Genomic DNA, 25,816 nt, shown 5'->3' with positions numbered 1-25,816 from the left:
GATCATTCGTCGCTAATCAGCAGAACAATTTTACCCGTCACAGTCCCGCTTTCAATTAATTGGTGGGCTTTAGCCGCTTCTTTCAAGGGAAACTTGTGACTAACGTGGATTTTTAACTTGCCTTCATCGATCCAGGTGGCACATTGTTCGAGAATTTCTGCATGATGCTGGAGGCTCTCTTCTAATCCTAGCAACGCTGGTGTCAGCATTAATTCAAAACCAATGCGGAGATTACGTACTCTAGCAGTTTTCCAAACAGTATTGGCTTCTGGTTCGAGAATCGTCACAATATCGCCATATACTCGCACTGCGGGGAAGCTTTTGTGAAAGGTTTCGCCGCCTATGGTGTCAAAAGCCAAGTCTACGCCTTCGCCGCCAGTCCAATCTAATACCGCTTGCACAAAGTCTGTTTGTTTGTAAAAAATTACATGGTCTGCACCGAGTTGTTTGACGAAATTAGCTTTTTCCTCAGAACTGACTGTGGTGGAAACAGTAGCACCTTTGAGTTTCGCCAATTGAATTGCTACATGACCGACACCACCAGCACCCGCATGAATCAAAACCCGTTCTCCAGGTTCCAATCGTCCCCGTTCATATAAAGCTTCCCAGGCGGTGATTAACACCAAAGGTGCTGCTGCTGCTTCGGCAAAGGAGATAGACGCGGGTTTACGTGCCACAAACCGCTCATCTACAACGGTATATTCAGCATAATTTCCTTGGTGTGCGCCCAAGCCACCATAGCAAAAATATACTTCATCGCCTGAGCGAAAACGCTGAACGCCAGCACCCACCGCTTCGACAATACCGGCGCCATCACATCCTAAAATTGTCGGCAAGCGATCGCGGTAGAAAGTGCCTCCGCTACGAAGTTTAGTGTCAATGGGATTAATGCCAGCCGCCACTAAACGCACTAAAAGTTCAGTATTACCTACAGGAACAGCAGGGTTTGGCACTTCCTGTTCTTGCAAAACTTCGGGACTGCCAGCTGCTGTCATTAAGACTGCTTTCACAACTCTTTCCTCCTGGCTTTAGATGCACGTTTATTAGCAACTTTAGCGCAAGAGGGTGGATATAAAGCTATGTTTTAGGGAAAACTGCGTAGGCGTAGCCCGCACTTCGACAAAGCTCAGTGGCGATCGTAGACATCGCGCCAACGCTATAATAAACGTACATTTAAATGTACACTTATCTAGATGCCAAAATATCTAAGCATAACGGAAGCTCGACGACAATTGTTAGATTTGCCGGATGAGTTGAAAGATGAGCCAGTGATCATCACCAGGCATGGTAAGCCCGTGATGGCAGCACTTAGTTTTGAGCAATTTGAATCTCTATTGGAAACCCTAGCAATCTTATCTGATCGGGAGTTTGCCCATCAGTTACGCGAGAGTATAGACCAGGGAGAACGAGGAGAAACCATTAAGTGGAAGGAAGTAAAAGCCCAACTTGGACTCTGAGACACCGCAACCCCCAAATATAGAGTATGAAATTGAACTGACACCGCTAGCTTTAGAAATGTTGACTAGTGTTAAAGATCAGCGTCATCAGACATCTTTGAGCGATCGCATCGATAAACTCAAAATAGATCCAGAAAAGCAGGGAAAACCTCTAGTTGAGAAGCTTAAAGGATATCGCAGTCTCAGGGCTGTGGGTCAACGCTACAGAATTATTTATAAAGTAGAGCTAGATAAAGTTGTGGTTTTAGTGGTTGGGGTGGGACTACACAAACAGCAGACTTAAATAACTAAATACTTTGCTAAACTTACTCCAAGATTAATAATTTAAGGAATTCTGCGTACCTACTCGTCGGTGAACTGACGCCATGCAACAAATAGTATTTGTTTTTGGGTACTATATGTTACTTTGGTGAACGTGTCTAGCACGTTCACCAAAGGAGTCTAAATAAAATTGTTTAAAAGTCAGAGGAATTTATGACTAAACTCTCCATAGAGCAAATGCTTTACTTGCTTTACACAGTTGCCTACTCAGATGAGGGTACGGTAACTCAAGGTACTGTCAAAGAGCATTTGTCTAAAGAACTTAAAAAAAATACTGGTGATATTTGCAACACTCTATACCAGCAAAATTTACTAGAATCTCCCAAGAGAAGGCGGATTTCAGTCACAGAAGAGGGCAGGAAAGCGCTTGTTGCCAATCTACAAACTACAGACTACGAATTTGACTCTTCAAAAGGGCAAAAAGTTCTAAACACTCTTCTGCATTGCCTTAAGCTGACATCGTTGAAAGACTATGTTTCTTCTGTGCTTATAGAAGATATGGACTTTGACACATTCGTAGAAAAGTTTAAAGAACTATATTTTGCAGAAAGAAAGCAACAAGAATTGCGTGGCGTTGTTGCTATTTACAGTCGAGATATTAGTCTAAAATTTAGGAAGAATCACCCTATTTTTGTCAGGACTACGCATCATCAGTACTGGAAATACATGAAAGATATTTTAGCGAAGCACCTGAGCAAGTCTTTGAAGGGAATGCCCGCGAGTTAGTGGAAGCGCAGTGTCGAACAAAGTGGGCAAGTTATTTGAGTAAATCTGCATATACTTTATCGGTAGTTTCAACTACAACTGTGCTATCAGGTCATGCATTTGACTGCTACGTGGAATTGTTGCATAACGGTACAACTGTAGCTAGAGCTTTTGGTGAAGCAAAGAACTATGAGCTTTTGAGTGGACACTTGCAGACGTTTGAGAAATGGTTAAGTGATGTTAATTTCAAGCTAGGCGCAAACCCTCCTGATCTAGCTTTTATGATTGCTCCTTCATGCCCATCTCTGTTACACCGAAAGTTAGAGCTTAAAAATATTCAATTTATTGAATCTAAAAAAGTAGCTTCACCACCGCCACCACCGCCACCGCCACCTCCTGTTATCAATATTAATAAGGCTGACAAAGATAGACTTATTGTTGCTTTTAAAGGTACAGGTGTAAGACTAACAACTATCGATAAGCTGATAAACCTTAGACAACGTAAAAGCTATATTCGCTTAGAAAGTCTGGCATCTGATCTAAAATTTACCGATGCAGTGAGAAAAAAACTTCAGGAAAAATTGAATAAAGCGGAGATTTGCTTTTGAAAGGAGTGATAATTCTTTTAGAAGGGGTGGAAAGATGCGAACCTCTCACTGTCTACGCCCCCTAGTCCAGTTTTGAAAAAGGAAAAAACCGCGAAACATAATGTTTCACGGCTTTCAGTGTGGTGTGAGGAGCTTAACTAAATATCATCATAAAGTAACTGCCCAACAACAACGCACTCGTAACAATTTTGGTAACAGACTTTTTTTAGCGATCGCACTTTCACATATAAATCCGGTCAGTCAAAAATTCCCAATCGGTTGACCAGCTTTGAATGTGCAGGTTTGGTGGAAACAAGCCAGTCTGAAGGATGAGTTCAAAATCTGACCGCTTCTAACTTCACTCCTTTAGCTAACTTTCAAGCAAAGCACCACCACAACTAGAACCACACCCAGCAGTACAACCATAGCAATAAGCAGCAGTTTGTATCTCACTAATCAGGTCTAAACTGCCAGCTTCTAACAGTTTGCTAACTGTCAAAGTTTCGCCATTGCGATTTTTTGCAGGCAAATTCATCATTTGGTTAAAGTCACAATCATATACATTGCCCAGATAGTCAATTGAAAGTTGATCGCGACACATTAAATGTTCAACTGTGCTGGGATTAAAATGCGATTCTAAAAACTCTAAATAGCTGGTATGCAGTTTTCTCCGTTCTAAATGCATTTTGGTTCTACCAACTGGTAGGTTGGTAATGGTGAAGAGGTTGTTAAACACAATATCAAAATGTTCTTGCAAGAACATTTTGTAATCTCGTTCTAGGTTGGTCTGTTCGGGGGCTAAGGAAAATTTTTCACCCGTGGGTAACTGGGGATTAAATACCAAGTCCAAAGTTAAATTTGGCTCTTTACCATAGCCAAGTTCGTTAAGCCACTGCAAAGCTTTGACTGAACTATCAAAAACACCAGCACCGCGCATTTTATCAACATTATCTGCTAGGTAGCAGGGTAGGGAAGCGACAATTCTTACTTGGTGTTTAGCAAAGTATTCTGGTAAATCAGCAAATCCATCTTCAAAATAAATGGTCAAATTAGACCGGACAATCACTTGTTTATTGGTTGCTCTTGCTGCTTCTACCAGTGGCTTAAATCCATAATTCATTTCTGGTGCGCCACCAGTCAAATCTACAATTTGAATTTCGGGGAATCTATGAATTAGCGAAATCAATTGTTCACAAATTTCAGGAGAAAGTTCTTCTGTACGTTTTGGACTAGCTTCGACATGACAGTGTGTACAAGCAAGGTTACAACGCTTACCTAGATTAATTTGTAAAACAGTAATTCCCTTTTTTGTCAAAGGTGAATTGAGTTTATTTTTAAAGGCTGTGACTGCTGTATCTAGTATATTTTTTGGTTGAGTTTGCATTAGTTACTATTCCTTAAATATGGTATAAATATATAGCAATACTATTTGATTTGTAAACACTGACAGGCTCAGATCCCCGACTTCTTGAAGAAGTCGGGGATCTTTTCGTTCATAACTGATTTAGGATTGCTATATAGCGCTTCTCGGTTGAGTAGGTACTGAACCCCACCCCCAACCCCCTCCCCGCTCTTCCAGAGGGGGCTATGATGTACCTCATCTGATTAGGAAACGCTATATTCAAATTTTGTTACCTTGTAATAATCTATAGGTTATTCCACTAATAATTGCAGCAGTTGGTAAAGTTAAAATCCACGATAGTAGTATCTGAGAAAAAACACGCATATTGACTTTTTTACCAATTAATCCTGCTCCAAAAATAGAACCAACTGAAACATAAGTGGTGGAAACTGGAAGCCCAAACCCACTAGCTGCAATTACCAGAATTCCAGTGACTATATTTGCTGATAAGCCTTGAGTATGATTCATTGAGGTAATTTTTGTACTCATGGTGACAGCAACTTTTTGTGAGTTGAGTAAACCGCCAAGTGCCATTGCGATCGCTATCGTAATCATTCCCCCCTGAATCGAGAAATACTCAATAATTAGAATGAGTGAAACAATCTTAGGAGTGTCATTTAATCCTCTAGCAAAACTGACAATTCCTGCGCTGAGAAAATGGCAAGTATCAATCATTTTCTGATTGACTGGTAGATACCATTTTGAATTGATATAGTTAGATAAGCTGTAAATTCCTGCTCCCCAGAAAATAGCAATGATTGGACTGAGTAATAGAGGCAAAATAAAGGAAGTTCCCAAAGCTGCAAAATTAACTTTGAGTCCGATCGCAACTAATCCAGCGCCAACAATGGCACCTGTTAAACTGTGAGTTGTGGAAATGGGAAACCCCATGAGGCTGGCTATAAGCACAGTTAAACCAGCTGCGATCGCTACTGCTATATGAAACTGTGGGGTGTTAGCGATCGCATCAGGCACTAATCCTTTTCCAGAGAAGTTTTTAAGTAGTGTACTTGCCAAAAAAGTCGCAGTTACTGCACCAGCAAAAGTTGTAAAAGTTGCCCACAAAATTACTGTTTGATAGCTGCTTGTTCGGCTACCAAACAGCGTTGCTACACCTTTAAAGTTGTCATTTGCACCATTGGAGTATGCTAAAAAAAGCGTCGCAATAAATAGACTAATTAACAACATTTTGGGGTTTTTGAAGAAGTATTCAGAATTCAGAATCCAGAATTCAGAATCCAGAATTAATAAAACAGGAGTCAGAATTCAGAATACTCTACCCATAAAGGAATAGAGTTTTAAGGCGAGAATATTTTAATTTTTTCGCCCAGAGTTCGGCTTGGTTTTAAACCAATATTCATTACCCAGTCGTACAGAATTCAATTCTGAATTCTGACCGGAGGCGGAGCGTCTCCGGCTCCGCTCCTGAGTTCTGAATTCTTCTTAGAAATTAACAGCAACCACCACCGCTATAGTGCCAGGTTGAATTGGTAACAATTATTTCTGCTGGCTTGATAGCCGCAAGTTTAGCAGCAGTCTTATCACACACTGCTGCGGGAATACCTCGCTGAAGTAGATGACCTGCTGAATCGTCAAAGAAGGGTTCTAAACCAGCATAAATTGCTGTTTTACCCGTGAAAATGCAAGCACCATCTTCGGCAATAGCAACTTTAAAAGAGACAGAATCCAGACTTTCTAAAAGTAGGTGTTCTTCTAAATTATAAGTCTGGGAATCTAGGAGACGATAAGGACGACGGGCGCGAATTTCAACTTGACCAAAGCCAGCATTTGTAATCCGTTCAGTATACTCTTGATATGTGAGTGCGCCTGATAAACACATGGCTCTGAGTCGTTCATCTTGTTGAAGATGTGCTGGAATTTGACGAGTAGCAATTGGATCGCTCATCTGCAAGCGTCCGCCGGGTTTTAATACCCGATAGGCTTCTTTTAAAGCACGGGTTAAATCTTCTGGTTCAAAGATGTTGAAAAGACAATTTTGCGCCACGATATCGACGCTAGCATCAGCAACGCGCAAGTTAAAAGCATCGCCTTCGCGGATTTCTACAAAACTGGTGTCAAACCAGGAATTTTCTTGAGCAGCAATTTCCAGATTACGTGCGGCTGCTTCCCGCATGGCTGCAACTGGTTCAACGGCAATTACAGCACTTGCACGGCGAGAAAAATAAGCGAATTGCAACGCTTCTAAGCCGCCACCAACACCGACATACAGCACAGTCGGTTGCTTTCCTAGTTCGGTGGGGTGAACAGTGGTGCCACAACCATAGTTCATTTCCTGCATTGGCAAAGGAATTTTTAATCCTGGTAATTGCAGGGGTGTACTTTGCACACAACAAAGTCCAACTTGCGGGGTTTGGGCAACTTCACGGTAGAATTGCGCTGCTGTTTCTAGATAGGTCATGCCATTTTAGATGATCATAGTTTTGTGCATCCTAGTATCATTAAAACTCTGAGTTGGATAAGTTTTTGCTGAGATTGCCAAAAACGCCAAATCTTCATAAAACAGGAGTCAGGAGTCAGGAGTCAGGAGTCAGGAGTCAGAATTCAGAATTCAGAATTCAGGAGTCAGGAGTCAGAATTCACCAATTGTGAATACTCTACCCATAAAGGGATAGAGTTTTAAGGTGAGAATATTTTAATTTTTTTCGCCCACCCTTCGGCCACGCTCAGGGCATGGCCAGGGGCGAGGTTTTAACCAATATTCATTACCCACTCCTACAGAATTCATACTGAATTCATACTGAATTCTGACTCCTGAGTTCTGAATTCTTCTTATAAAACAGAAAAATTTGACGATTTCAACTCAGGTCTTCAAATTCTAAAACATCTGCGCCATCTGCTTGCTGGCTTCTTCGCAGGTGAGCGCCGACTCTGGCTAATAATTCATCAACGCTGAAAGGTTTAACGAGGTAATCATCAGCACCAGCGTCTAAACCTGCAATGCGATCGCTTACTTCATCTTTGACGGTTAATAAGATTATCGGCACTTTATCACCAATACTTCGCAGGCGGCGGCAAATTTCCAACCCCGACAAACCTGGCAACATCCAGTCTAAAATTACTAAATCTAGATGTAACTCACGCGCTGCGGTGAGTGCAGTTAATCCATCGTAGGCAATACTGACTTGATAGCCTTGATAATTCAATTCCAATTCGACAAATCGGGCCAGTTTGACTTCATCTTCAACCAGTAAGATGTGCGTCATGATGATGTTAATGATTTCAGCAGGGTACGGTAAGTAATAATACGGTCTGGAAACACTGTCTTCGAGGTGCCAGCTACTGAATAGCCAAACATCTAATTAGGTGTACGCTAGCTTAGTATAAACCTGAGTAAGTAACAACCGTAAGTCTGCAATTAGCGATCGCTGCTTGATCAAAGAACCATCCAACTGGCGCTTTAGCAATAGGCTGTGACATCTTCACCGCATTCATCGGCAAGATAACAGAGCGCTTTAAAACGCAAACCAACCACTTCTTCGTATAGGGGATTTAATTTACACATCGGAGGAATGTGAAATAGCTTCCGACCAAACAGCGTGATATCTCGCTCAAAGGGACACTGAGCAGGAATAGCTTTGCACAGGAAATGAGCAAATTTGGAGTTATGAATTTCCATCGTTTCCAACCACTCGCGGACTCGGTGCAGTAGATCATTGTGTAAGCGGACTTGAGTAAAGCTTGTCATAATTGTTCACCTTAATAATTTCTAACTAGATTCAGTTTGTTCTATTTGAACTTCTATAAATACATACGCTTCGGTTCTATAGTTTTATGCAGTAATTGCTAATTATTTGGTTCTCTACAGAGATAGAAGAGTTTTTAGGCACACTGTTAACTACACATTCAAGTGCTACAGTTCCCGATGATTTGTCAAGGCGAACATATCTTTTGTGCCAAACTGCATTTCCGTAGGGGTTCCAGTCTGCTACTGGGATAGATGTCGGACTAGAAAAGTTTTTAACTACTGCTGATGGGCAAACTATTGCAGTGCCGCAGTATTACCGTAAGACACAATCCACATTAGGGACTGACAACAAATAAATTATCCAATCTTGTGGGGTGGGTAATATGAGCGCCCGTAGCAAAAGGCTCTCGTGTCGCCCACCCCACAAGAAGTAGTTGAGTATTTTTTTATTTGTCAGTCTCTTAACCCCTTAGCAACGCCAGCTTGCACGAAAAACGAACTTGAAGTCTCCCCAAGTGTCGCAACTGCCGTTTTGAACATTTTGTACTTGTTCAACTGTGCAAAGGGGCATCTCTTGCAGTATAAGCAAAGCGAGAGTTTTTGTCCGACGGGATACTCACATCTTGCACCTAGCCCTAGCGATTAGAAATCGCGGCTATACAAACGAAGTCCGCCTGCGCGGACTAACACAAAATCAATGTTTTCAACCCGCGCAGGCTGGTTTTGCCTCGTGTAGCCGTGACTTCCAGTCGCCGGGTGCAAGATATAAGGATACCGGGAGTCACTGACAAGCCTACACGCTCTCTGCTTGCAGTCAGTGTAGGAGTATGTCACTCTAGGATATATCACTGTTTCGCTGTATTGGAAGAAGCAAAAATGACTATAATATTCCAATTTGCTCTGATCGGTCTAGTTCTATTATCTTTTGTCCTGGTTGTTGGGGTTCCCGTTGCTTACGCGACTCCCCAAAATTGGGTTGAATCTAAAAAACTACTCTGGGTTGGTTCCGGCGTCTGGATTGGTTTGGTATTTTTAGTTGGTTTGTTAAACTTTTTTGTCGTATAGGCGACGGCTTCGCTCTGGCGCAGGCACATAATATAAGAACTAGAGGGGCAGAAAAGCCAAGGTCGAAGACCAAAGGAAAAAAGGAGAAATTTTTTCTGATTTCCTTTTTATGACAGTGCTTTCCTGCTCTTCTACATTTAAATAAGAAATGTATATTGGTCAGAACTATATTTGATTAAGAGGCAGTCATGGCAGTTTTCGAGGGAACTTTTACCCAAACGGAGCCTTTGCGGTTTGCAGTGGTGATTGGTCGATTTAATGACCTTGTTACCGGAAAGCTGCTAGAGGGATGTCAAGATTGCTTGAAACGGCACGGTGTAGACCCTAACCCCCACGGTAATCAGGTGGACTATGTTTGGGTTCCAGGAAGTTTTGAGGTACCTCTAGTAGCTCGTCAACTAGCTCTTTCCCATCGTTATGATGCGGTAATTTGTCTAGGTGCAGTCATTCGAGGGCAAACACCCCATTTTGATTATGTATCCTCAGAAGTTTCTAAAGGCATTGCCGCCGCTAGCTTTCAAACTGGGGTGCCAGTAATCTTTGGCATTTTGACAGTAGATACTATGCAGCAAGCCTTAGAACGGGCAGGTATCAAAGGTAATCATGGCTGGGATTACGCCATGAATGCCCTAGAAATGGCAAGCCTGATGCGGCAACTGCGTTCTAACCTGGCAGAGCCATATTCTCGTAATAGCCAGTCTTTGCCTGCCTCATTTCAAAGTGCCAGCGTCGGCAATTTAACTGCGGAGTCGGAAGAACTGAGCTAGGTTCGTCATTAGTCATTTGTCCATTGTCCTTTGTTATTCATTAATGACCAATGACCAATGACCAATGACCAATCACCAATGACCAATGACCAATCACCAATGACCAATCACCAATGACCAATGACCAATCACCAATGACCAATGACCAATGACCAATGACCAATGACCAATGACCAATCACCAATGACCAATGACCAATGACCAATGACTAATGACCAATGACCAATCACCAATGACCAATGACCAATGACCAATGACTAATGACTAATGACTAATGACCAAATTAAGGGGTTGACAATTACAAATAAATCTGAGATATTAAGATATGGTTATCAATTGCGGGTATAGCTCAGTGGTAGAGCGTCACCTTGCCAAGGTGAATGTCGCGCGTTCGAATCGCGTTACCCGCTTCCAACTAAAACCTCTTGGACTTGAAAATTCCAAGGGGTTTAGTATTTTTAAGGTGCGTTGAAGTCTTCGTGGATTTGCGCTACACTCCTGTGAGCCGCTCCCAATGTGGACAGATCGAGCAAAATAAAGAGAGAAGCCTTATCAGGCATTTACCAAAGGATTATATTCTCGCAGTTCATGTAAAACACGCTCAAGTTATTAGAACGCTTGTGCAATCTCAAAAACCCGAAAAAATCGATTTCAATGCTGAATACCCCTGTCCCTGTCGTCGCCGGGGTCAGTTAATTCCGATTACGCTGACAGAAGCATTTGGTTGCGATCGCTGTCAGCAAATCTTTGTCGTAGAAGATAATGGTCATGTCCTAGAACAGCTTTCTACCACCTATCCCTACAAACGGGCTTGGCGTTGGATGGGAAATAGTTGGCATGTTGTCCATCCCCGCTTGGGAGAAAGCTATCTGCCTATAGCGCTGGGCATTATTTTCGTGCTAGTGATTATATGGCTACCATTAGCACTGCGATTAGCAAATGGTTCCAGCATTATTGCTTGGGCAATGGTGGCGGTGCTGTTGGCTATCCTACCAGCACTAATGGTCTGGCTTACCTACAGACGTTAACTCAATGACTGTTGAAGTTTTGGATGACCACCCCGAACCAATTACTAGTGCCCAACGAGCCTATCAAGCTTCCCTAAAGTTGGGTAGCACAAAAGGAGCAGACCGGAGTCGTGCAGTATTGGCGATGGCACAAGCCCTTGAGCGCTCATTTGACGACATTCTAGAAGCCAACACCTTGGATTTAGAAGCCAGTCGGGAAATGGCAGTGCCAGAGTTAATATTGGACTGGCTGAAGCTGACTCCCACAAGGTTAGAGATGACAGTAGACATCTTACAACGGTTGGGGGAATTATCAGATCCGCTGCGGCGCGTCAGAACCGCTGATTATCAACTGGAAGATTCCCAAAGTTACACTCAATTAATGCCCTTGGGAGTGATTGGATTTATTTATGAAGCGTTTCCCGATTTAGGAGCGATCGCAGCGGGTTTTTGTATCAAAACTGGCAATTGTATAATTCTCAAAGGCAGTACTGTAGCTAGCCATTCCAACGCGGCGATCGCTGAGGTACTGCAAAATGCGATCGCCGAAGTTGGACTAGCTCCGGGGTGTGTAGAACTGATCACAGCAGAACATGGGGCTTCAATTCGGGATTTAGTCACCCAAGACGAGTACGTAAATTTAGTGATCCCCTACGGACGTTCCAGCTTAGTGCAGCAGGTAGTACGACAGTCAACTTGCCCAGTTTTAAAGTCAGCGATGGGTAACTGTTATCTCTACTGGTCGCCCAATAGCAGCTTAGAAATGGTGCGCTGGATGATTCTTGATAGCCATCAGAGCGAACCAGATCAAGTTAATGCCATTGAAAAGGTACTGATTCATCGCCAAGCCTTGCCATCATCAATAGCCGTTCTGTGGAACAGCTTGATGGAAAAAGGCTTTGAAATTAAAGGGGATGCAGAACTAGTAAAAGCCTTTCCCCAGTTGCAGCTGGTGAAGGAAGGCGAATGGGGAAACCCTTATTTAACTAGGACAGTAGCTTTTAAACTGGTGGATAGCTTAGAGGCTGCGATCGCCTGGATTAATGAATACAGCAGTGGTCATGCCGACTCTATCGTGACTGAATCTTACCAGGAAAGTCGGCAGTTTGCTTTGGGAGTTAACAGTGCCTCTACTTACATCAACACTTCCCCGCGTTTTTCTCGCAACCCCTCGCGGGGAGATTCAGTGTTTCTCGGCATGTCTAACCAAAAAGGTCATCGTCGGGGATTTATTAGCCTGGAAACCTTGACTACCGTCAAGCACATTGTTCAGGGAAATGGCAGGTTTTAAATAATTCGTAATTCGTAATTCGTAATTAAGTTTTGTAACGGGGATTTAGCGCATAGAAGAAACTTAAAAAAAGTCGCAGAATATGGGAAATTCAGGAGTAGTGTAGACTATTCAAGCTGGAAGCGTAGACATAGCCCGTCGTAGACATCGCCTGTTAGAGGTTGTTTGAAAAGTGTTTCGCTGTGACTTTAGGCACTTTTAGATCCCCCCTAACCCCCCTTAAAAAGGGGGGAACCGGAATCAAAGTCCCCCTTTTTAAGGGGGATTTAGGGGGATCTAAAACTATTTGATACCGACAATAGGACTTTTCAAACATCCTCTTAAAGGTTACAGTGAAATTTTCCTAAAACGGCAAGGGAAAAACTATGAATAAAAGTTGGGTTTTGGCAGTTGATCATTTAACGCCCAGTTTCCTATGTCTTGGATTTTGTAATCTACTGGATCGTGGAGAGTGAACGTGCGGAGATTACGCCAATAACGGTCAAAGCCATATTTTGCATTAGTAGCGCGTGCGCCCATAACTTCAAAGATCCGGTTGGTAATGTCTAAACCAACTCTAGTGGCCACGACTTTAGCAGTAGCGACACTGAGCGCACATTCTCCCCGTTGTTCTGCGGTAAGTGACCATTCCCGGTTCCAAGCTGCTTGTAGTAATTCTCCTGCTTGCTGAGTTAGATACACGGCTGCTTGGAGATCAACCCATATTTTGCCATAGTGCTGGAGGATGTAAGGATCTTTAGTTGCACTCTCTACACCTGATGTCAGCCAAGGTTTTGTATTAGTGCAAGTATATGTTTTAGCAGCTTCAAATGCTCCCTGTGCAATTCCCAGGTAGATATTAGCAAGATTCAATTGAGTTAAGCAGGCGCGAATAGTGGCGAAAGGTTGACTTTCTTTATCTCTACTACTAAGAATTTCGTCAGGATACACCAACACATTTTCAAAAGTAACACTACCACTGTCTGTTTGACGTTGCCCTATATTATCCCAATCATCATGAACAGTAACGCCTTGCCGTTGGGTGGGAATTACTACAATACTCAATTCACCACTTTCTTGATGAGTTGCAGTAATCGGCAATATATCCGAGTCTTGAGAGCCAGAGCAAAAGCTTTTAATCCCGTTGAGCCGGAAATAATCATTTTCCGATGTCAGAGTAGTTCTTTTATCTAAAGGGTTGAGGGCATTGCACCAAAACCAATTATTGTGAATAGTTTCTGAGTAATATCGCTGTTTTTGCTCTATGGAACCAAAGATATGAGGAATTACTACACCTAGATGGTGATAAGAAAAGACGTGAGCAATGGAGCTATCAACTTTGGCAAACTCGCGGGTAATTTGCAGGACGGTAATCCAGTTTTGTCCTAAACCACCGTATTCTCTGGGTACGATCAGTTTAAGTAAATTGCTTTGGCGCAAGCGATCGCGTTCATGCTTTGGTGTTCCCCCTTTTGCATCCCGTGCCACAGCAGTCTGGGCAAATTCTTTTGCTAAAGACTTAGCTAGATCAAGATAATTTTGAGACTCTTTAGTTTCGATTAATTGCATCCCTTGCAACTTCTCCTGTTAACCTTATCGTGAGGAGCAACTATAATTTTGACTGGCAAAACTTTAAATCTACAGTATTTCGATAAAATTACCGTACGCTAAATATATCATTGCACAATCTGACTAATAAGGCAAGTTCAAATTAAAATAATTTTGCTAAAGCTATGGGTTATTAGTACAGGGCTATTTCGTTCTAGACAGAAATCGCCCAGAACTGAAGTTCTTTGGCTTTTAGCTAAAGTCCGTTTTAACGGACTATAACCTTTTCTTAGTCGTCTTGAGACGACTTTCGCTATTAGACTCAGAATAAATTCTGAGGCGGACTAGATGAGAATGAAATAGCCCTGGTTATTAGTACAATCTCAAAAAATAATTATTTTAGAGTCAAGTAAAAAAACTTTTGAGAATAAATTTTCTCACCTACTTGTTTTTCAGGACTATATATGCAATATTATTAACTTAAATGCAATAATCTACTTTAACTTGATAGTTATGTAGTAGTTTGCTATTAATTGGCGATAAATTCAGATTATTCTGTAAAATTGCAATGTATTTTTTACAGATAGATAGAGATTCTCTTCGCAAATAGACCAACTTGTGCGGGGATTATATTTGTGTGAAAACAAGTCTTTTCTACACTTAAATATGCAGATGAAAACGCTAGATATTCACTGATACATCTGGTTGTATCTGGAAGTGTAGTGATATTAGTGAAAACTTTTGAGTGTTAAAGTAATTCAACATTTTTCCGGGCTAGTCATGAATTTTTAGCTTGACAAGTCACTGAAATGTCTGATGGCTTTCACTAAATTTTTTAAACCAAAAATGTGAGGGGAGTGATAGAAATGTTCAACCGTTCATTTCATAATTTATTCATGGAATCGATGATTTTGGGTGCTACTTTGCTAGCCAGCACATCAGCTTATGCTGAAGACAATAATTTAGTGGCTGTGAATGGGACTCAAACAAATATACCAACTGCCGCAGGCATCGCCAAGCGCCCCCTAAGCCGCAACCAAACTCCACGTTTCGCGGACAATTCTTCGGAAACAACCATCGCACAAACGCCTAAAATTCCTGCAATCAATAGTGATACAAGTGCCCAACAGACAAACAGCATGTCTCAGGTAACATCTGTATCTCAGTTTTCAGATGTGCAGCCAAGTGATTGGGCATTTGGCGCACTCCAGTCTTTAGTTGAGCGTTATGGATGCATTGCGGGCTATCCAAATGGCACTTATCGGGGAAACCGCGCCATCACTCGCTATGAATTTGCAGCAGGCTTAAATGCTTGTTTATCTCGGATCAACGAGCTAATTGCAACAGCTACATCAGACTTAGTTACCAAAGAAGACTTAACTAGCCTACAAAGACTACAAGCAGAATTCGCCACTGAACTAGCAACTCTACGGGGTCGCGTTGATAATTTAGAAGGTCGGACTGCGGAACTAGAAGCCAATCAGTTTTCTACAACCACAAAGCTAGTAGGAGAAGCCGTCTTTGCCGTCACAAATGCCTTCAGTGGCTCAGTTCATGGTAGCAACACAGTTTTTCAAGATAGAGTTCGCCTCAAATTCATAAGTAGTTTTACAGGTAAAGATGCTCTCTATGTCCGTTTGACTGGCGGTAATGCTACTACTTTGAAGCTGCCAAATGGTACAACAGAAGGACTTCAAACCTTTAATCTCTCTCCAGCTAACAACAATGATTTTCTCGATTGGCTCGCTTATTACTTCCCGATTGGAGACAAAATAGAAGCCTATGTAGGAGCAGTAAACGGAGTATTTTTTGATTTCATTCCCACTCTCAGTCCCTATTTGGATAGTGCGACAGGAGCCGGTCGCGCTCTGACAGAATTTGCATCGTCCAGCCCTATCTATAGAATTGGTGGTGGTGCTGGTGCAGGAATCAATTACAAATTCAGTGACAAAGTAGTATTGAGTTTGGGTTATTTAGCAGGAGATCATGCCAGTCCTGAAGTAGGCAGTGGCCTATTTAATGGTCAATATGGGGCGATCGCCCAACTAGCATGGAACCCCAACAAGAACTCTGGCATTGGTTTAACCTATGTAAATGCCTACCAAAATCGGGGAGCGATATTTGATATTGGTAGTGGTGGAGCGATCGTTGGAACTGCACAGGCTAACACTCCTTTTGATGAAGTAATTACAAACTCTTATGGAGCAGAAGCTTTTTACAAATTCAGTCCGAAAGTTGCAGTCAATGGCTTCTTTGGCTACACTAACGCCAAAAATCTCACAGGTAGTGGTAATGCAGATATTTGGTACTATGCTCTGGGATTGGCATTGCCAGATTTAGGTAAACAAGGCAATCTTGGTGGTATTCTCGTGGGCGCAGAACCTTATCGGGGTGGTAATCCTGCACCTGCAAACGATTTATCCTTACATATTGAAGGCTTTTACAAGTATCAGTTCACAGATAACATTGCCATCACCCCTGGCGTAATTTGGATCACGGCTCCTGGTCAAAACGATGACAATCAGGATGCGGTAATTGGCACTGTGAGAACAACCTTCACCTTTTAGATATTTAGCAAAGATACAAAGAACAATTCAGACATGAGTTCAGCAGCGTCAAAATTTTGATGCTGCTGAATTGATCTAGAATTTAGAGACAAGCCACAAAGCTTATACGCACTTCCCAACGCATATATCAACTTTAAGACGATGGCGATCGCTATAAATTTAATTCCCAACCGCTTCTAACCAAGTCGGCAAATCAGCTAAACTAGTAAAATCTAATAGTGCTTCGCTCAAATCTTCGAGAACAGGTAAAGGTAAATCAAAAAGTGGCGATCGCATTTCCCCAGACAATTCTCCAAACCGCTTAGTCAACAATCGGATAATAAGGTTAGCAGCCTCTTCCCGTCGTCCTTCCTCTCGTCCTTCCTCTCGTCCTTCCTCTCGTCCTTCCTCTCGTCCTTCTTCCTTGATTTCTCGGTAAACTCTCGTTTCTTTGAGCGTTATTCCTAACATAGACTCCACCTCAACTCGACTTAATTTTTCAAACTTGTACACCATAATTGTCGTGATCATCTCTATTATGGCGCGACTTGCCCTTTCAGGCACTTCTTGAGTGGTTCTTTCTAACAAATACCTTGCTTCCTCTGGTGCTTGTTCTGACTCAACTGTAGTCAACACCATCAGTGCTACCCATAAAGGTAATTGACGAATATCTCCCAACTCATCCAAATACACTCGATGCACTTGTGCGCTGTTAAGAAATCCCCGATGGGGATGAATATCGTTTTGCTCAATACTGCGTGACGGATAAATTATCACGGCTTGCCAATCGCTAAATCTAGCACGGTTGCGGTAAAAATATAATGAGGATTCTGCAAAGACCCTTTCATAAAGTTGTTCATCTTTTTGGAACTGCACCTCACAGAAATATACTATTCCTGCACCTGCGCTTTCTGGTGGTAAGAATACCCCGTCAATTTCAAACTTGGGTTCTTTGACAGCTACCGAATCAAAACGGTAATTGTCAGCATTTATTGGAGGATTTGTCAATAGTTCAAATAGCAAAGTGGGGGATTGTTGAAAAAGCTTGTAGAATATTGAATCTCGACGCATGAAGGATTCTATTTAATTTATTTGTTCAACCTGCGGTACATTAAATCACACATCCCTCTACATCGCTATTATATTGTTGTGTGTAGACGTTGAAGTAGAGACAGCAACATCACAACTATTAACGCCCTTCACGATTGAGCCTCAGAGGTTGCTGTTCTTCAACTAGTGGCGGTACATCCTGCCAAAGGCTAATTCCGTCGTATAATCCTGGAGCCATTAAGAATACTTGAACCCAAAGGATATTAAACCACCAGTAAAGCCCTTGGATCATATTTTCCTGACCTACCAGAGATACTGTCACCAGGTAAAACAAGACCGAAATTATTAAACTAGCAACAGATGCAACTATGCCTTTTGTGGGCTGTGATAGCTCTGTGAAAGGCCACATATTAAATTGCCACAGCAAGCCTAAACCAACTGTTGTCCAAATTGCAGCAAAGGTTGGGCCTGTCGTTGTTGTAAACAAATCCATTCCTAGCTGCTTGAGGAACAATTCTGTAATTAGAGTGAGTAATAAAATAATACCTGTATGCAGTAACCCCAAACGTGGCATTCCTAGTTCCAATTTGTTCAAAGGCCAACGTTCAAAGAAACTGCCGAATACTGTTGAACAAGGATACCAATACCAAGGAATGTAAAACAGTTGAAGTCCCCACATTTGTGGCAAAAAGGTAAGTGCAGGGGCAATAAAGAAGACGGCAAAAAAGATATTGAGAAAGCCGCTAATTGGATGCCAGTTGCGTACTTCTTCAGTGGTGACAATCGTGTTGTCAAAGAAGAACAAACTGGCGGCGGCTGCAATGATTGCTGTTTGTCCCCACAAGCCAACAGGTGTATCAGTGAGAGTTGCTTTTGCAGAGATGAATTTCCAAGCTTCTCCAGTTATGTAAACTAGCGCCAACAGCACTACTAAATTCACTGTTCCTCGTCCAAATCGGGTAGAGGAAAAGCGAGAGCCTGGATAGCCGTTGAGAGAAAAACCTAGATGCCACCACCAGACGAAGCATATAGTGATATAAGTCAACTTTGTTCCTACATTCAGCTGAATAATTTGACCAAAGATGAGTTCAAAAATATAGCTAATGACAGCAATTACAGCAATAAAAAGCAGTCCCTTAAATGGCTGGCTTTTCCAAATACTCCGCCTCTGGGTTGGGTTTGCAACGCTCATAGTATCAAGTAAATAATGTTGGATTTATCAGGGGCAAAGCATTCTGGTAAATATAGCGGTTCTCGCTTGAGTGACGTACAAGAACCCCACCCCCAACCCCCTCCCCGCATGCGAGGAGGGGGCTATGATGTATCTTATGTGATTAGGAAACGCTATATTTTCCCCGAAAGCTTCACCGAATTTTAGACTTCGGCGTGAGCGCTACTTCTCTACGAGAGGCTGCGCCAACGACAACGCTCAGTACAAGTCAGTCGAACGCTTTTAAATTTTGGATTTAAGATTCAAAATTTAAAATCTAAAAATGTCTAAGAGCAAGCAAATTTATTTGTGGAATAAATCCAAAATCTACAATTCCTTATTCAGAGCAACTGCATTAATGCATGGGGTCAATCTAAAATCCAAAATCCAAAATCCAAAATTGATTGACCCCAATAGAGAATGCGGCAATTACAGCCAAGGATGGCGTGGGGGATAAACACCATTGAGGAAGTAGTTACCAACAGCGTAGTATTTCCAGCGCACGGGATCGTGGAGTGTGTGAGCGCGGGCATTTCGCCAGTGGCGATTGTAGTTGAATTGCTCCAATGTGGACTTTGTACCTGCTAGTTCAAACAACTTGTTGGTAGCTAGTAATGCTGCTTCGGTGGCTAAGGCTTTGGCTTCCGCAACTGCGATCGATGCTTCAACTACCTTGGGTTCTTCTAAACCTGACTCGTTGGCAACATCAAGAAATTCGCCTGCACGACGCAGCAATGCTTCAGAAGCGTGAACCTGAATTTGGACGTTGCCTAAGTTATATAGTGTCAGGGGATCTTCGTATCCTTTTTCTAAATTGCTGTCAACCCAAGGGCGGGTATAGTTGCGGACAAAGTAGATGGTGTCACGAACTGCGGCTTTGGCAATCCCCACGTCTACAGCAGCTTGGATGATTTGCGCGATCGCACCCATTGGTGTTGCCCTCTCAAAGGCTAAGTAGTGCGGAATGACGTGTTCTGCCTTCACTTTCACATTTTCAATAATGGTAGTGCCGCTAGCTGTAGTACGCTGTCCGAAGCTCGTCCAGTCATCAAGTAGTGTCAATCCGGCGGCATCTCTTTCGACAAATGCCACCACTGTCCTACCATCTTGACTAGCAATCACGGGAACCCAATCAGCTAGTAATGCCCCGGCGGAGTAATATTTACGTCCGTTGAGTACGTAGTCAGAACCATCTGGTTCTAACTTTGTCTGGACATCGGTGACAGACTTAGTACCAATTTCCGAGAAGGCGTTACCAAAGCGCTTACCTTGTAAAGCCAAATCAAAGAAGAACTTCTTCTGCTCATTTGTGCCATCCAAGCGAACTGCTTCCACCATGTAGAGGTGGTTTTGGGGAATTTGACCGAGGCTAGAATCAGCTTCGGAGATGATTTTAATGACTTCTGCTAAGGTGACATTAGATACAAAAGCCCCACCATACTCTTTGGGGACTGTGATCCCCCACAATCCACTCTGGGAGAACTTTTGCACTTCCTCAGCAGGCAAACGCCGATTTTGATCGCGCTCTGAGTCACCTTTGGCAAACTCAGCTGCCAATTCATGAGCGATCGCGATCGCTTCTTTGTCATCCCGAATTATATGCGCCTTCTGTTCAGTATCAATTACTGATGTCATAATATAACTCCTTGATTGTGATAAGTATTTAACCAGACAATGATATAAATACATTGGCTAGTGGTAATTTGTAGGGCTGATTGCAATATGCCAATACACAGATTGAATCTGGTAAGATTCTTTGAATGATCAACTTTTTGTAGGAATGGGTTTAACCATTAAACGACTTCCCAAATAAATTACACAACTACTTGCAGAAGTCGTTAACTGTCAAGAATCTACTACACCACAACTAACTCATCAGCCTTACGACGATTAGCTTCTAGTTCGCGCACAATCGGAATTACTGTCCGACCAAATGCAGGCAAATCATCCGAGTAGTGTAAGAAGCCACCGAGAATTAGATCAACTCCGACTTCATAAAACTGGCGAATCTTGTCAGCTACTTGATCAGCCGTACCAATCAAGCCGGAACGGAAGCCATCGTTATACTGCACCAAGTCTTCAAAATTGGAATTCGCCCACATTCCCTGATGCTCACGAGTAGAAGCTCCCGCCTGTTTCACTGCTTCGCCAAATCCTTTTACCGCTTCCACATCTGCTTGAGCAATAATATCGCGCAATACTTCATGGGCTTCTGCTTCCGTATCTCGCACGATGATAAACGAATTCAGACCAAACTTAATTTTACGTCCTTCAAGACTCGCTAATGCAGACACTTCTTCAATCTGCGATCGCACACCTTCTATAGTGTTGCCATTCATAAAATACCAATCAGAGACGCGGCCAGCCATGCGCCGGGCTGCTTTCGAGTTACCACCTTGGAATATCTCCGGGTGTGGATTCTGATTAATCGGTTTGGGCTTCACCCAACCGCCGTTGATGCGATAAAAGTCGCCCTTAAAGTGAAACTCCTCCTCTGTCCACAAACCTTTGAGAACACGGATAAATTCCTCTGAACGACGATAGCGTTCGTCATGGTCTAACCAATGTTCACCATATATAGTGAATTCATCTTTGAACCAGCCGCTAACCACATTTAGTGCAAACCGACCGTTTGACAGAAAATCAATGCTGGCACCGATTTTAGCAACTACTCCCGGATGCCACAATCCTGGGTGAACTGCTGCAATTAGCTTCAATTTCTTGGTGACAGGAGCTAGGGCTGACACGATTGTAAGTGCCTCTAGCTGGTACTCAGCGCCATAGCTGGCGATAAATCTGGCTTGTGCTAGAGCATATTCAAACCCGACTTCTTCAGCCGTCTGAGCTAGTTGAGCATTATATTCGTAAGTCCAATCTGTCCGTTGGGGGATTTTACTAACAACTAACCCCCCGCTAACGTTGGGAATCCAGTATGCGAACTTAATATCTACCATAATTGTGCGTTTGTAATTGAAACTGCTTGGCTATTTGTCTAAGTTTGCTTGTAATCCAACAAAGCCTAATTTTTGATCACTAACAAATCAGCTAAAACTTGATCGGACAAAATCTTAGTCAAAATCGAAAGCTTGAGAGCGGCTGGAAATTACTCTGAGTTTATAAGTAGACAATCTCAAGATGTGATAGTGGCAATATACCATAACTCGACCGTGCTACCGTAGTTATTAATGTATCAGACTTTATCACGATAATTTTTCCGATGTCGTGACTCGATATACTTAAATTCCATTTCCATATTCCATTTTGGAATACAGCCCAATTTTGCTGAGTGAGTATTTAATTATTTTTAGGACTAGCCCTTTCAAGGTCACTGATAAAATCTCGGTAGTCTTGTAGTAGCCCCTCGTGGCTAGAATGTTGCAAAAAAATTGTAGGTTGGGTGGAGGCTTTGCGTAACCCAACATCCTGATAATCAGTTGGGTTGCGCCGGAGCGCAACCCAACCTACGTCTAATGCACTATTAAAGCCATGAGGGTCCACTACGTGCATTTCAAAAATCAAATACTAGTCCTATATTCCATATCGTGATAAAGAAATGCTTTTCATGTGTTATCTGCAACTATACACAGCAGAAATAAATGTGGTAGTGTTAACTACTAAACCACGGTAAAGAGATGTAAATACCGTAGTTTAGTTAAAATCTTGTAAAAAAAGGCACTAGAAAAAGATTTATGCCACTTCAGTTTGGAATTTGGTCGCCGGTGTGTGGTGGATGGTTGCGGGTTGTGAACCATGAGGCTAATTTATCTACTCAAGATTTGGTAAAGCTGGCAGTTCAAGCAGACGAGTTAGGTTATCATTTCTATTACATTCCTGAACATTACTTGAATGCAGTTCATGGGCCTAACTATAATGTTGCTGATGCTTGGATTACAGCAGCTTTAGCAAGTTTAAACACCAAAAATATCAAGATTGTTGCGGCTGTACAACCTGGTTTTAAACTGCCTGCGGTCGTTGCCAAACTGAGTGCAAACATTCAAAATCAACTCAGTAATGGTAGATTTGCTCTGAGTGGGATTGCAGGTTGGTGGAAATTAGAAGTAGAAAGCTATGGAGATATCTGGCTACCCCATAGCGATCGCTACGCGCGATTAGAAGAGTACATTGATGTAATCAAGGGGCTATGGACAGTCGAAGGCTTTAATTATGTTGGCAAATATTACACTATTAAGGGTGGTATTCTCGCAGATAAGCCTACACCAATACCACCCATTTTCATTGCTGGTGAATCAGACCGGGCGATTGACTTAGCGGCTCGTCAGGGAGATTATTTATTTATCAATGCTGATGAACCAGAAAAAACAGCAGCATTAGTGCAGAAAGTGAAAAAATTGGCTAGCGATCGCTACGGGCGTCAGATTAAAGTAGCAATGAGTGCGTTTGCGATCGTTCGTGAACATACCGCCGAAGCCCAAGCCAGATTAGAAGCGATTTATCGTTCTGCCGATCAACAGCAGATTAAGTACTTTCAAGAGCAAATTGATCCTAACGTAGTTGCCCACAACAAACTAGATATCACTCAAACCATTGAAGCTAATCTAGGTTTATCTGCTCAACTCGTTGGCGATCGCTATACTATTATTCAACGCCTGAAAGAATACGAAGCTGTTGGCGTTGACTTAATAGTACTCAAATTTGAATCGATGACAGAAGACACTATTCGCTTCCATAAACTAGTGATTTCCGAATATACACAGCAAAATAGCTTAATTGCGTTGTAATTAAAAATCTTGTCTTAGCTAGGATGAATAAGATTAAACTTGAAGATATTACCCTAAATCACATCAAAATTTTAAAAGCAGTAGATGACTGTGGTAGCTTCTCTAAAGCAGCACAAAAACTAGGGTATAGTCAGGCATTAATTAGTAAAAAAGTCAAGCAAATAGAGGATTATTTCGGAGTAATTCTCCTAAATCGCTCTCCTGGTTCTATATGCTTGACCAATAAAGGCAAAAAATTAATTTCTCAGACACTTAATGTAGTAGAAACTGTAGAAAATCTGCGAGAAGAATTTCAAGCAACATTTAGCGCTGAAGGTGAAGATTTGATATTGGGGGCTACTAATTTAATCTTAGAAGTCTGGCTCAAACAATATTTACAGAGATTTCAGCTTTGTTTACCAGGTAGAAATATCAAAGAGATCGGAGTTAAAAATAGCATATTTTTCTCAAATTCTCAACTTATCGAGATGGATCTATTGCTCAACAGTTGCTCTGGATATAAGGAAGAACACCATTGTACTAGATTAACAACTCATAAAATGCTGCTTGTCTCCTTTGGGGCAAGTAAATATCTGAATGAGCATAGCTTAATTAAAATCAATGATATTGATCTGGCTGATATTGTGCTTTTAGATGAGGTTCATTATCAACTATCGAAAAATGAATTTTTGATCAATAAATTAAGTGGTGTAAAGGTAGTACATAATTATCAAGATTTACTCACCTATAGTTCCGAAAATCAAAAAATAACGATTTTACCTGACTTTTGTCAAGCTGATATAATATCTCAATATCAAGTACTAACTCTTCCGATTCAAGATGTTAATGAATATGGCATTTATATTCATGTTCCTCGCTTTAGTGAGTTGTTAATATCCGCAGAGAGTTTGGTGAGAAGTTTTAGACTCGATCAAAATAACTTAGAAAGTTTGCCTAACGTAAATCTAATTTTAGGTAGGTATTCTTCCAAAGAAGAAAATGTTCTTCGGATAGGTATTCAGAGTGATTCCATCGGGCAGCTTATTGCTGGATATGGGACTAAGCATATTTCTGATTTACAGAGAGCATCCTCATCACTGGAAGAGTCTATTTTCAAAAATATTGAAATTAACCGAGATTTCGAGTTACAAATTCTACCGTTCACTTCTGGGGAACAAATGAACCGAGAGATGAAACGGGGAGAACTAGATATTTGTATTTTAGATGATATTTCTCTGTTGAATAATGGTAGCCAATTCTTCGATGATTTAAGTTTTGGCTCTAAATTGATTGGGATTGCTTCCTATAATCTTTTAGGTCAAGATATAAATATTGTACTGCATAAAGATTCTTCTATAAACACTGTTCAGGATCTGAAAGGGAAACGAATTTCCACCTTATTTGGTTCAAATGCTCATAGGTTCATCATTACTCTTTTTGATCTCTATGATATGGATGTCAGTCAGGATTGCAGATTAGTGAATGAAAATCCTCGAAAAGCAAGTAAGAGTTTGGCAAATAAAACTATAGATGCTTACGTATGTTGTCACACTTTTGCCTCAATTTTAGAAGGATATGCTTTTCTCAGAAAGCTGCCTCTCTCTCAGACGCTTAGTTTAAGAATTCCATCAATCAGAGGAATTGTTTGTCGTTCGCAGTTCATTAAAGAAAACCCGAAGATTGTCGTTGCTTATTTACATGATTTAGTAGTTGCTAACTATTGGTTTAATTCATCTCCACTGAAGGCGGCAGATTTATTAACTAAAGTGATTGATGTGAGAACCACTCAAGTAAATCAGTTTTTTAATCCTGTATTTGGTAATCGCATAGATCCGACCCTTAAACCTCAATGGTCTTGGTTACTCAAAACTTTAAATCGTAGATTGGAAGGAAAATATGGCATTTCACTATTTGATGTAGATTTCTGGATAGATGATTATTTTTTAAGACTTGTCTACAATTTGCTGAATTTAGATTATCACTTTCATCAGGTTTCTTTTGCAAGTGAATTTTCCAGCAGCTATTTTGTAGAGGAACAGTTTAGCCGACACATGAAAGTTCTCTATAATAAATATGATCTACCGCTATATAGCGGTATGCAATTGGGTGAGATATAGCAGTCTGCTTTTATTTTTGTTCGCGCAGCGTGGCGTAGCCATAATTATTTGCGTAGACAGGGAGTGGGGAGTGGGGAGTAGGGAGTGGGGAGTGGGGAACAAGCCTTTTTGGGGTGTACTGATTTTTTTCAAAAATCAAATACGAGTCCTATCTGAACATCTGTACTGTAATGTAGATGTATTGAAGTCAAAAGGTACTTATACCATTTCTTTGTGAGGCTGTGCGCCAAACCCTTTTAAATTCTTTCTTTCTTTCTTTCTTTCTTTCTTTCTTTCTTTCTTTCTTTCTTTCTTTCTTTCTTTCTTTCTTTCTTTCTTTCTTTCTTTCTTTCTTTCTTTC

The 25,816-nt window shown here is 41.6% G+C and carries 24 protein-coding genes, 1 tRNA gene and 1 pseudogene; 12 read left to right on the top strand and 14 right to left on the bottom strand.

Annotation, left to right across the window (positions count from 1 at the left end):
* Positions 1 to 2: 2 nt before the first annotated feature.
* The gene (locus tag V7K27_RS20930) at positions 3 to 1,010 is read right to left on the bottom strand and encodes a zinc-dependent alcohol dehydrogenase family protein (RefSeq protein WP_334950002.1); all 1,008 of its coding nucleotides are present in this window, start codon (positions 1,008 to 1,010) and stop codon (positions 3 to 5) included.
* 183 nt (positions 1,011 to 1,193) lie between these two features.
* Between V7K27_RS20930 and V7K27_RS20925 the strand changes: the two genes are divergently transcribed.
* The 4 genes from V7K27_RS20925 to V7K27_RS20910 all read left to right on the top strand — a co-directional run bounded on the left by V7K27_RS20925 (position 1,194) and on the right by V7K27_RS20910 (position 3,091).
* Positions 1,194 to 1,457, top strand: coding sequence for a type II toxin-antitoxin system Phd/YefM family antitoxin (locus V7K27_RS20925; RefSeq protein WP_334950001.1), 264 nt, complete (start codon positions 1,194 to 1,196; stop codon positions 1,455 to 1,457).
* Positions 1,447 to 1,740, top strand: a complete 294-nt coding sequence (locus tag V7K27_RS20920; RefSeq protein WP_334950000.1) for a type II toxin-antitoxin system RelE family toxin — start codon at positions 1,447 to 1,449, stop codon at positions 1,738 to 1,740. Before V7K27_RS20925 ends, V7K27_RS20920 begins: the two co-directional genes overlap by 11 nt.
* A 191-nt stretch (positions 1,741 to 1,931) precedes the next feature.
* Complete coding sequence (locus V7K27_RS20915) at positions 1,932 to 2,504, top strand: hypothetical protein (RefSeq protein ID WP_334949999.1); 573 nt, start codon at positions 1,932 to 1,934, stop codon at positions 2,502 to 2,504.
* 35 nt (positions 2,505 to 2,539) lie between these two features.
* Positions 2,540 to 3,091, top strand: a complete 552-nt coding sequence (locus V7K27_RS20910; protein WP_334949998.1) for a hypothetical protein — start codon at positions 2,540 to 2,542, stop codon at positions 3,089 to 3,091.
* Between the two features lie 349 nt (positions 3,092 to 3,440).
* Here the strand turns inward: V7K27_RS20910 and arsS are convergent, their stop codons facing one another.
* The 5 genes and pseudogenes from arsS to V7K27_RS20885 all read right to left on the bottom strand — a co-directional run bounded on the left by arsS (position 3,441) and on the right by V7K27_RS20885 (position 8,178).
* The gene (gene arsS / locus V7K27_RS20905; protein WP_334949997.1) at positions 3,441 to 4,454 is read right to left on the bottom strand and encodes an arsenosugar biosynthesis radical SAM (seleno)protein ArsS; all 1,014 of its coding nucleotides are present in this window, start codon (positions 4,452 to 4,454) and stop codon (positions 3,441 to 3,443) included.
* A 237-nt stretch (positions 4,455 to 4,691) separates the two neighbouring features.
* Entirely contained in the window at positions 4,692 to 5,660 is a 969-nt protein-coding gene (locus V7K27_RS20900) for an inorganic phosphate transporter (RefSeq protein WP_334949996.1), read from the bottom strand.
* Positions 5,661 to 5,922: 262 nt separating this feature from the next.
* Positions 5,923 to 6,891 carry an arsenosugar biosynthesis arsenite methyltransferase ArsM gene (gene arsM, locus V7K27_RS20895; protein WP_334949995.1) on the bottom strand — a complete coding sequence of 323 codons (969 nt, stop codon included), beginning with the start codon at positions 6,889 to 6,891 and terminating at the stop codon, positions 5,923 to 5,925.
* Positions 6,892 to 7,291: 400 nt separating this feature from the next.
* Positions 7,292 to 7,696: pseudogene (locus V7K27_RS20890) on the bottom strand (response regulator transcription factor); the annotation flags it as partial.
* A gap of 194 nt (positions 7,697 to 7,890) precedes the next feature.
* The gene (locus V7K27_RS20885) at positions 7,891 to 8,178 is read right to left on the bottom strand and encodes a Mo-dependent nitrogenase C-terminal domain-containing protein (protein WP_334949994.1); all 288 of its coding nucleotides are present in this window, start codon (positions 8,176 to 8,178) and stop codon (positions 7,891 to 7,893) included.
* An 876-nt stretch (positions 8,179 to 9,054) separates the two neighbouring features.
* Between V7K27_RS20885 and psbZ the strand changes: the two genes are divergently transcribed.
* Positions 9,055 to 9,243 (top strand): photosystem II reaction center protein PsbZ, encoded by a 189-nt coding sequence (psbZ, locus tag V7K27_RS20880; RefSeq protein ID WP_300415693.1) that lies wholly within the window; start codon positions 9,055 to 9,057, stop codon positions 9,241 to 9,243.
* Between the two features lie 188 nt (positions 9,244 to 9,431).
* Positions 9,432 to 10,010 (top strand): 6,7-dimethyl-8-ribityllumazine synthase, encoded by a 579-nt coding sequence (gene ribH, locus V7K27_RS20875; RefSeq protein WP_334761822.1) that lies wholly within the window; start codon positions 9,432 to 9,434, stop codon positions 10,008 to 10,010.
* 40 nt (positions 10,011 to 10,050) lie between these two features.
* On the opposite strand, the gene V7K27_RS20870 is transcribed toward ribH, so the two are convergent.
* Positions 10,051 to 10,215, bottom strand: a complete 165-nt coding sequence (locus V7K27_RS20870; RefSeq protein WP_334949993.1) for a hypothetical protein — start codon at positions 10,213 to 10,215, stop codon at positions 10,051 to 10,053.
* A 133-nt stretch (positions 10,216 to 10,348) separates the two neighbouring features.
* On the opposite strand from V7K27_RS20870, the gene V7K27_RS20865 reads away from it, so the two are divergent.
* The 3 genes from V7K27_RS20865 to V7K27_RS20855 all read left to right on the top strand — a co-directional run bounded on the left by V7K27_RS20865 (position 10,349) and on the right by V7K27_RS20855 (position 12,308).
* Positions 10,349 to 10,420: transfer RNA gene (locus tag V7K27_RS20865), tRNA-Gly, on the top strand.
* Between the two features lie 210 nt (positions 10,421 to 10,630).
* Positions 10,631 to 11,038: a hypothetical protein gene (locus tag V7K27_RS20860; RefSeq protein WP_041565838.1), complete on the top strand. Its 408-nt coding sequence runs from the start codon at positions 10,631 to 10,633 to the stop codon at positions 11,036 to 11,038.
* Between the two features lie 4 nt (positions 11,039 to 11,042).
* Complete coding sequence (locus V7K27_RS20855) at positions 11,043 to 12,308, top strand: glutamate-5-semialdehyde dehydrogenase (RefSeq protein WP_334949992.1); 1,266 nt, start codon at positions 11,043 to 11,045, stop codon at positions 12,306 to 12,308.
* A 363-nt stretch (positions 12,309 to 12,671) separates the two neighbouring features.
* On the opposite strand, the gene V7K27_RS20850 is transcribed toward V7K27_RS20855, so the two are convergent.
* Entirely contained in the window at positions 12,672 to 13,856 is a 1,185-nt protein-coding gene (locus V7K27_RS20850) for an acyl-CoA dehydrogenase family protein (protein WP_334949991.1), read from the bottom strand.
* 845 nt (positions 13,857 to 14,701) lie between these two features.
* Between V7K27_RS20850 and V7K27_RS20845 the strand changes: the two genes are divergently transcribed.
* Positions 14,702 to 16,402, top strand: a complete 1,701-nt coding sequence (locus V7K27_RS20845; RefSeq protein ID WP_334949990.1) for an iron uptake porin — start codon at positions 14,702 to 14,704, stop codon at positions 16,400 to 16,402.
* A 159-nt stretch (positions 16,403 to 16,561) separates the two neighbouring features.
* Here the strand turns inward: V7K27_RS20845 and V7K27_RS20840 are convergent, their stop codons facing one another.
* The 5 genes from V7K27_RS20840 to V7K27_RS20820 form a co-directional block, all read right to left on the bottom strand.
* Complete coding sequence (locus tag V7K27_RS20840; protein WP_334949989.1) at positions 16,562 to 17,452, bottom strand: Rpn family recombination-promoting nuclease/putative transposase; 891 nt, start codon at positions 17,450 to 17,452, stop codon at positions 16,562 to 16,564.
* Between the two features lie 118 nt (positions 17,453 to 17,570).
* Positions 17,571 to 18,623, bottom strand: a complete 1,053-nt coding sequence (locus tag V7K27_RS20835; RefSeq protein WP_334949988.1) for a hypothetical protein — start codon at positions 18,621 to 18,623, stop codon at positions 17,571 to 17,573.
* 447 nt (positions 18,624 to 19,070) lie between these two features.
* Positions 19,071 to 20,276 carry an SfnB family sulfur acquisition oxidoreductase gene (locus tag V7K27_RS20830; protein ID WP_334949987.1) on the bottom strand — a complete coding sequence of 402 codons (1,206 nt, stop codon included), beginning with the start codon at positions 20,274 to 20,276 and terminating at the stop codon, positions 19,071 to 19,073.
* Between the two features lie 221 nt (positions 20,277 to 20,497).
* On the bottom strand, positions 20,498 to 21,595 hold the full coding sequence (gene sfnG, locus V7K27_RS20825; protein WP_334949986.1) for a dimethylsulfone monooxygenase SfnG: 1,098 nt from the start codon (positions 21,593 to 21,595) through the stop codon (positions 20,498 to 20,500).
* A 340-nt stretch (positions 21,596 to 21,935) separates the two neighbouring features.
* On the bottom strand, positions 21,936 to 22,148 hold the full coding sequence (locus V7K27_RS20820) for a hypothetical protein (protein ID WP_334949985.1): 213 nt from the start codon (positions 22,146 to 22,148) through the stop codon (positions 21,936 to 21,938).
* Between the two features lie 182 nt (positions 22,149 to 22,330).
* Between V7K27_RS20820 and V7K27_RS20815 the strand changes: the two genes are divergently transcribed.
* Positions 22,331 to 23,380, top strand: coding sequence for an LLM class flavin-dependent oxidoreductase (locus V7K27_RS20815; RefSeq protein ID WP_334949984.1), 1,050 nt, complete (start codon positions 22,331 to 22,333; stop codon positions 23,378 to 23,380).
* Positions 23,381 to 23,403: 23 nt separating this feature from the next.
* Entirely contained in the window at positions 23,404 to 25,476 is a 2,073-nt protein-coding gene (locus tag V7K27_RS20810) for a LysR family transcriptional regulator (RefSeq protein ID WP_334949983.1), read from the top strand.
* A gap of 10 nt (positions 25,477 to 25,486) precedes the next feature.
* On the opposite strand, the gene V7K27_RS20805 is transcribed toward V7K27_RS20810, so the two are convergent.
* The gene (locus V7K27_RS20805) at positions 25,487 to 25,615 is read right to left on the bottom strand and encodes a hypothetical protein (protein WP_334949982.1); all 129 of its coding nucleotides are present in this window, start codon (positions 25,613 to 25,615) and stop codon (positions 25,487 to 25,489) included.
* Positions 25,616 to 25,816 lie beyond the last annotated feature (201 nt).

It is taken from the genome of Nostoc sp., assembly GCF_036919575.1.
Taxonomy (GTDB): Bacteria; Cyanobacteriota; Cyanobacteriia; order Cyanobacteriales; family Nostocaceae; genus Nostoc.
The sequence above is the reverse complement of the archived record's forward strand: the minus strand, read 5'-3'. Positions and strand labels throughout refer to the sequence as shown.

Excerpts from the sequence above, each read along its gene's own strand:
- V7K27_RS20925 (WP_334950001.1), top strand. The coding sequence starts at position 1,194 with ATGCCAAAATATCTAAGCATAACGGAAGCTCGACGACAATTGTTAGAT.
- V7K27_RS20915 (WP_334949999.1), top strand. The coding sequence starts at position 1,932 with ATGACTAAACTCTCCATAGAGCAAATGCTTTACTTGCTTTACACAGTT.
- arsS (WP_334949997.1), bottom strand. The coding sequence starts at position 4,454 with ATGCAAACTCAACCAAAAAATATACTAGATACAGCAGTCACAGCCTTT.
- V7K27_RS20900 (WP_334949996.1), bottom strand. The coding sequence starts at position 5,660 with ATGTTGTTAATTAGTCTATTTATTGCGACGCTTTTTTTAGCATACTCC.
- arsM (WP_334949995.1), bottom strand. The coding sequence starts at position 6,891 with ATGACCTATCTAGAAACAGCAGCGCAATTCTACCGTGAAGTTGCCCAA.
- V7K27_RS20885 (WP_334949994.1), bottom strand. The coding sequence starts at position 8,178 with ATGACAAGCTTTACTCAAGTCCGCTTACACAATGATCTACTGCACCGA.
- psbZ (WP_300415693.1), top strand. The coding sequence starts at position 9,055 with ATGACTATAATATTCCAATTTGCTCTGATCGGTCTAGTTCTATTATCT.
- ribH (WP_334761822.1), top strand. The coding sequence starts at position 9,432 with ATGGCAGTTTTCGAGGGAACTTTTACCCAAACGGAGCCTTTGCGGTTT.
- V7K27_RS20855 (WP_334949992.1), top strand. The coding sequence starts at position 11,043 with ATGACTGTTGAAGTTTTGGATGACCACCCCGAACCAATTACTAGTGCC.
- V7K27_RS20850 (WP_334949991.1), bottom strand. The coding sequence starts at position 13,856 with ATGCAATTAATCGAAACTAAAGAGTCTCAAAATTATCTTGATCTAGCT.
- V7K27_RS20845 (WP_334949990.1), top strand. The coding sequence starts at position 14,702 with ATGTTCAACCGTTCATTTCATAATTTATTCATGGAATCGATGATTTTG.
- V7K27_RS20840 (WP_334949989.1), bottom strand. The coding sequence starts at position 17,452 with ATGCGTCGAGATTCAATATTCTACAAGCTTTTTCAACAATCCCCCACT.
- V7K27_RS20835 (WP_334949988.1), bottom strand. The coding sequence starts at position 18,623 with ATGAGCGTTGCAAACCCAACCCAGAGGCGGAGTATTTGGAAAAGCCAG.
- V7K27_RS20830 (WP_334949987.1), bottom strand. The coding sequence starts at position 20,276 with ATGACATCAGTAATTGATACTGAACAGAAGGCGCATATAATTCGGGAT.
- sfnG (WP_334949986.1), bottom strand. The coding sequence starts at position 21,595 with ATGGTAGATATTAAGTTCGCATACTGGATTCCCAACGTTAGCGGGGGG.
- V7K27_RS20820 (WP_334949985.1), bottom strand. The coding sequence starts at position 22,148 with ATGCACGTAGTGGACCCTCATGGCTTTAATAGTGCATTAGACGTAGGT.
- V7K27_RS20815 (WP_334949984.1), top strand. The coding sequence starts at position 22,331 with ATGCCACTTCAGTTTGGAATTTGGTCGCCGGTGTGTGGTGGATGGTTG.
- V7K27_RS20810 (WP_334949983.1), top strand. The coding sequence starts at position 23,404 with ATGAATAAGATTAAACTTGAAGATATTACCCTAAATCACATCAAAATT.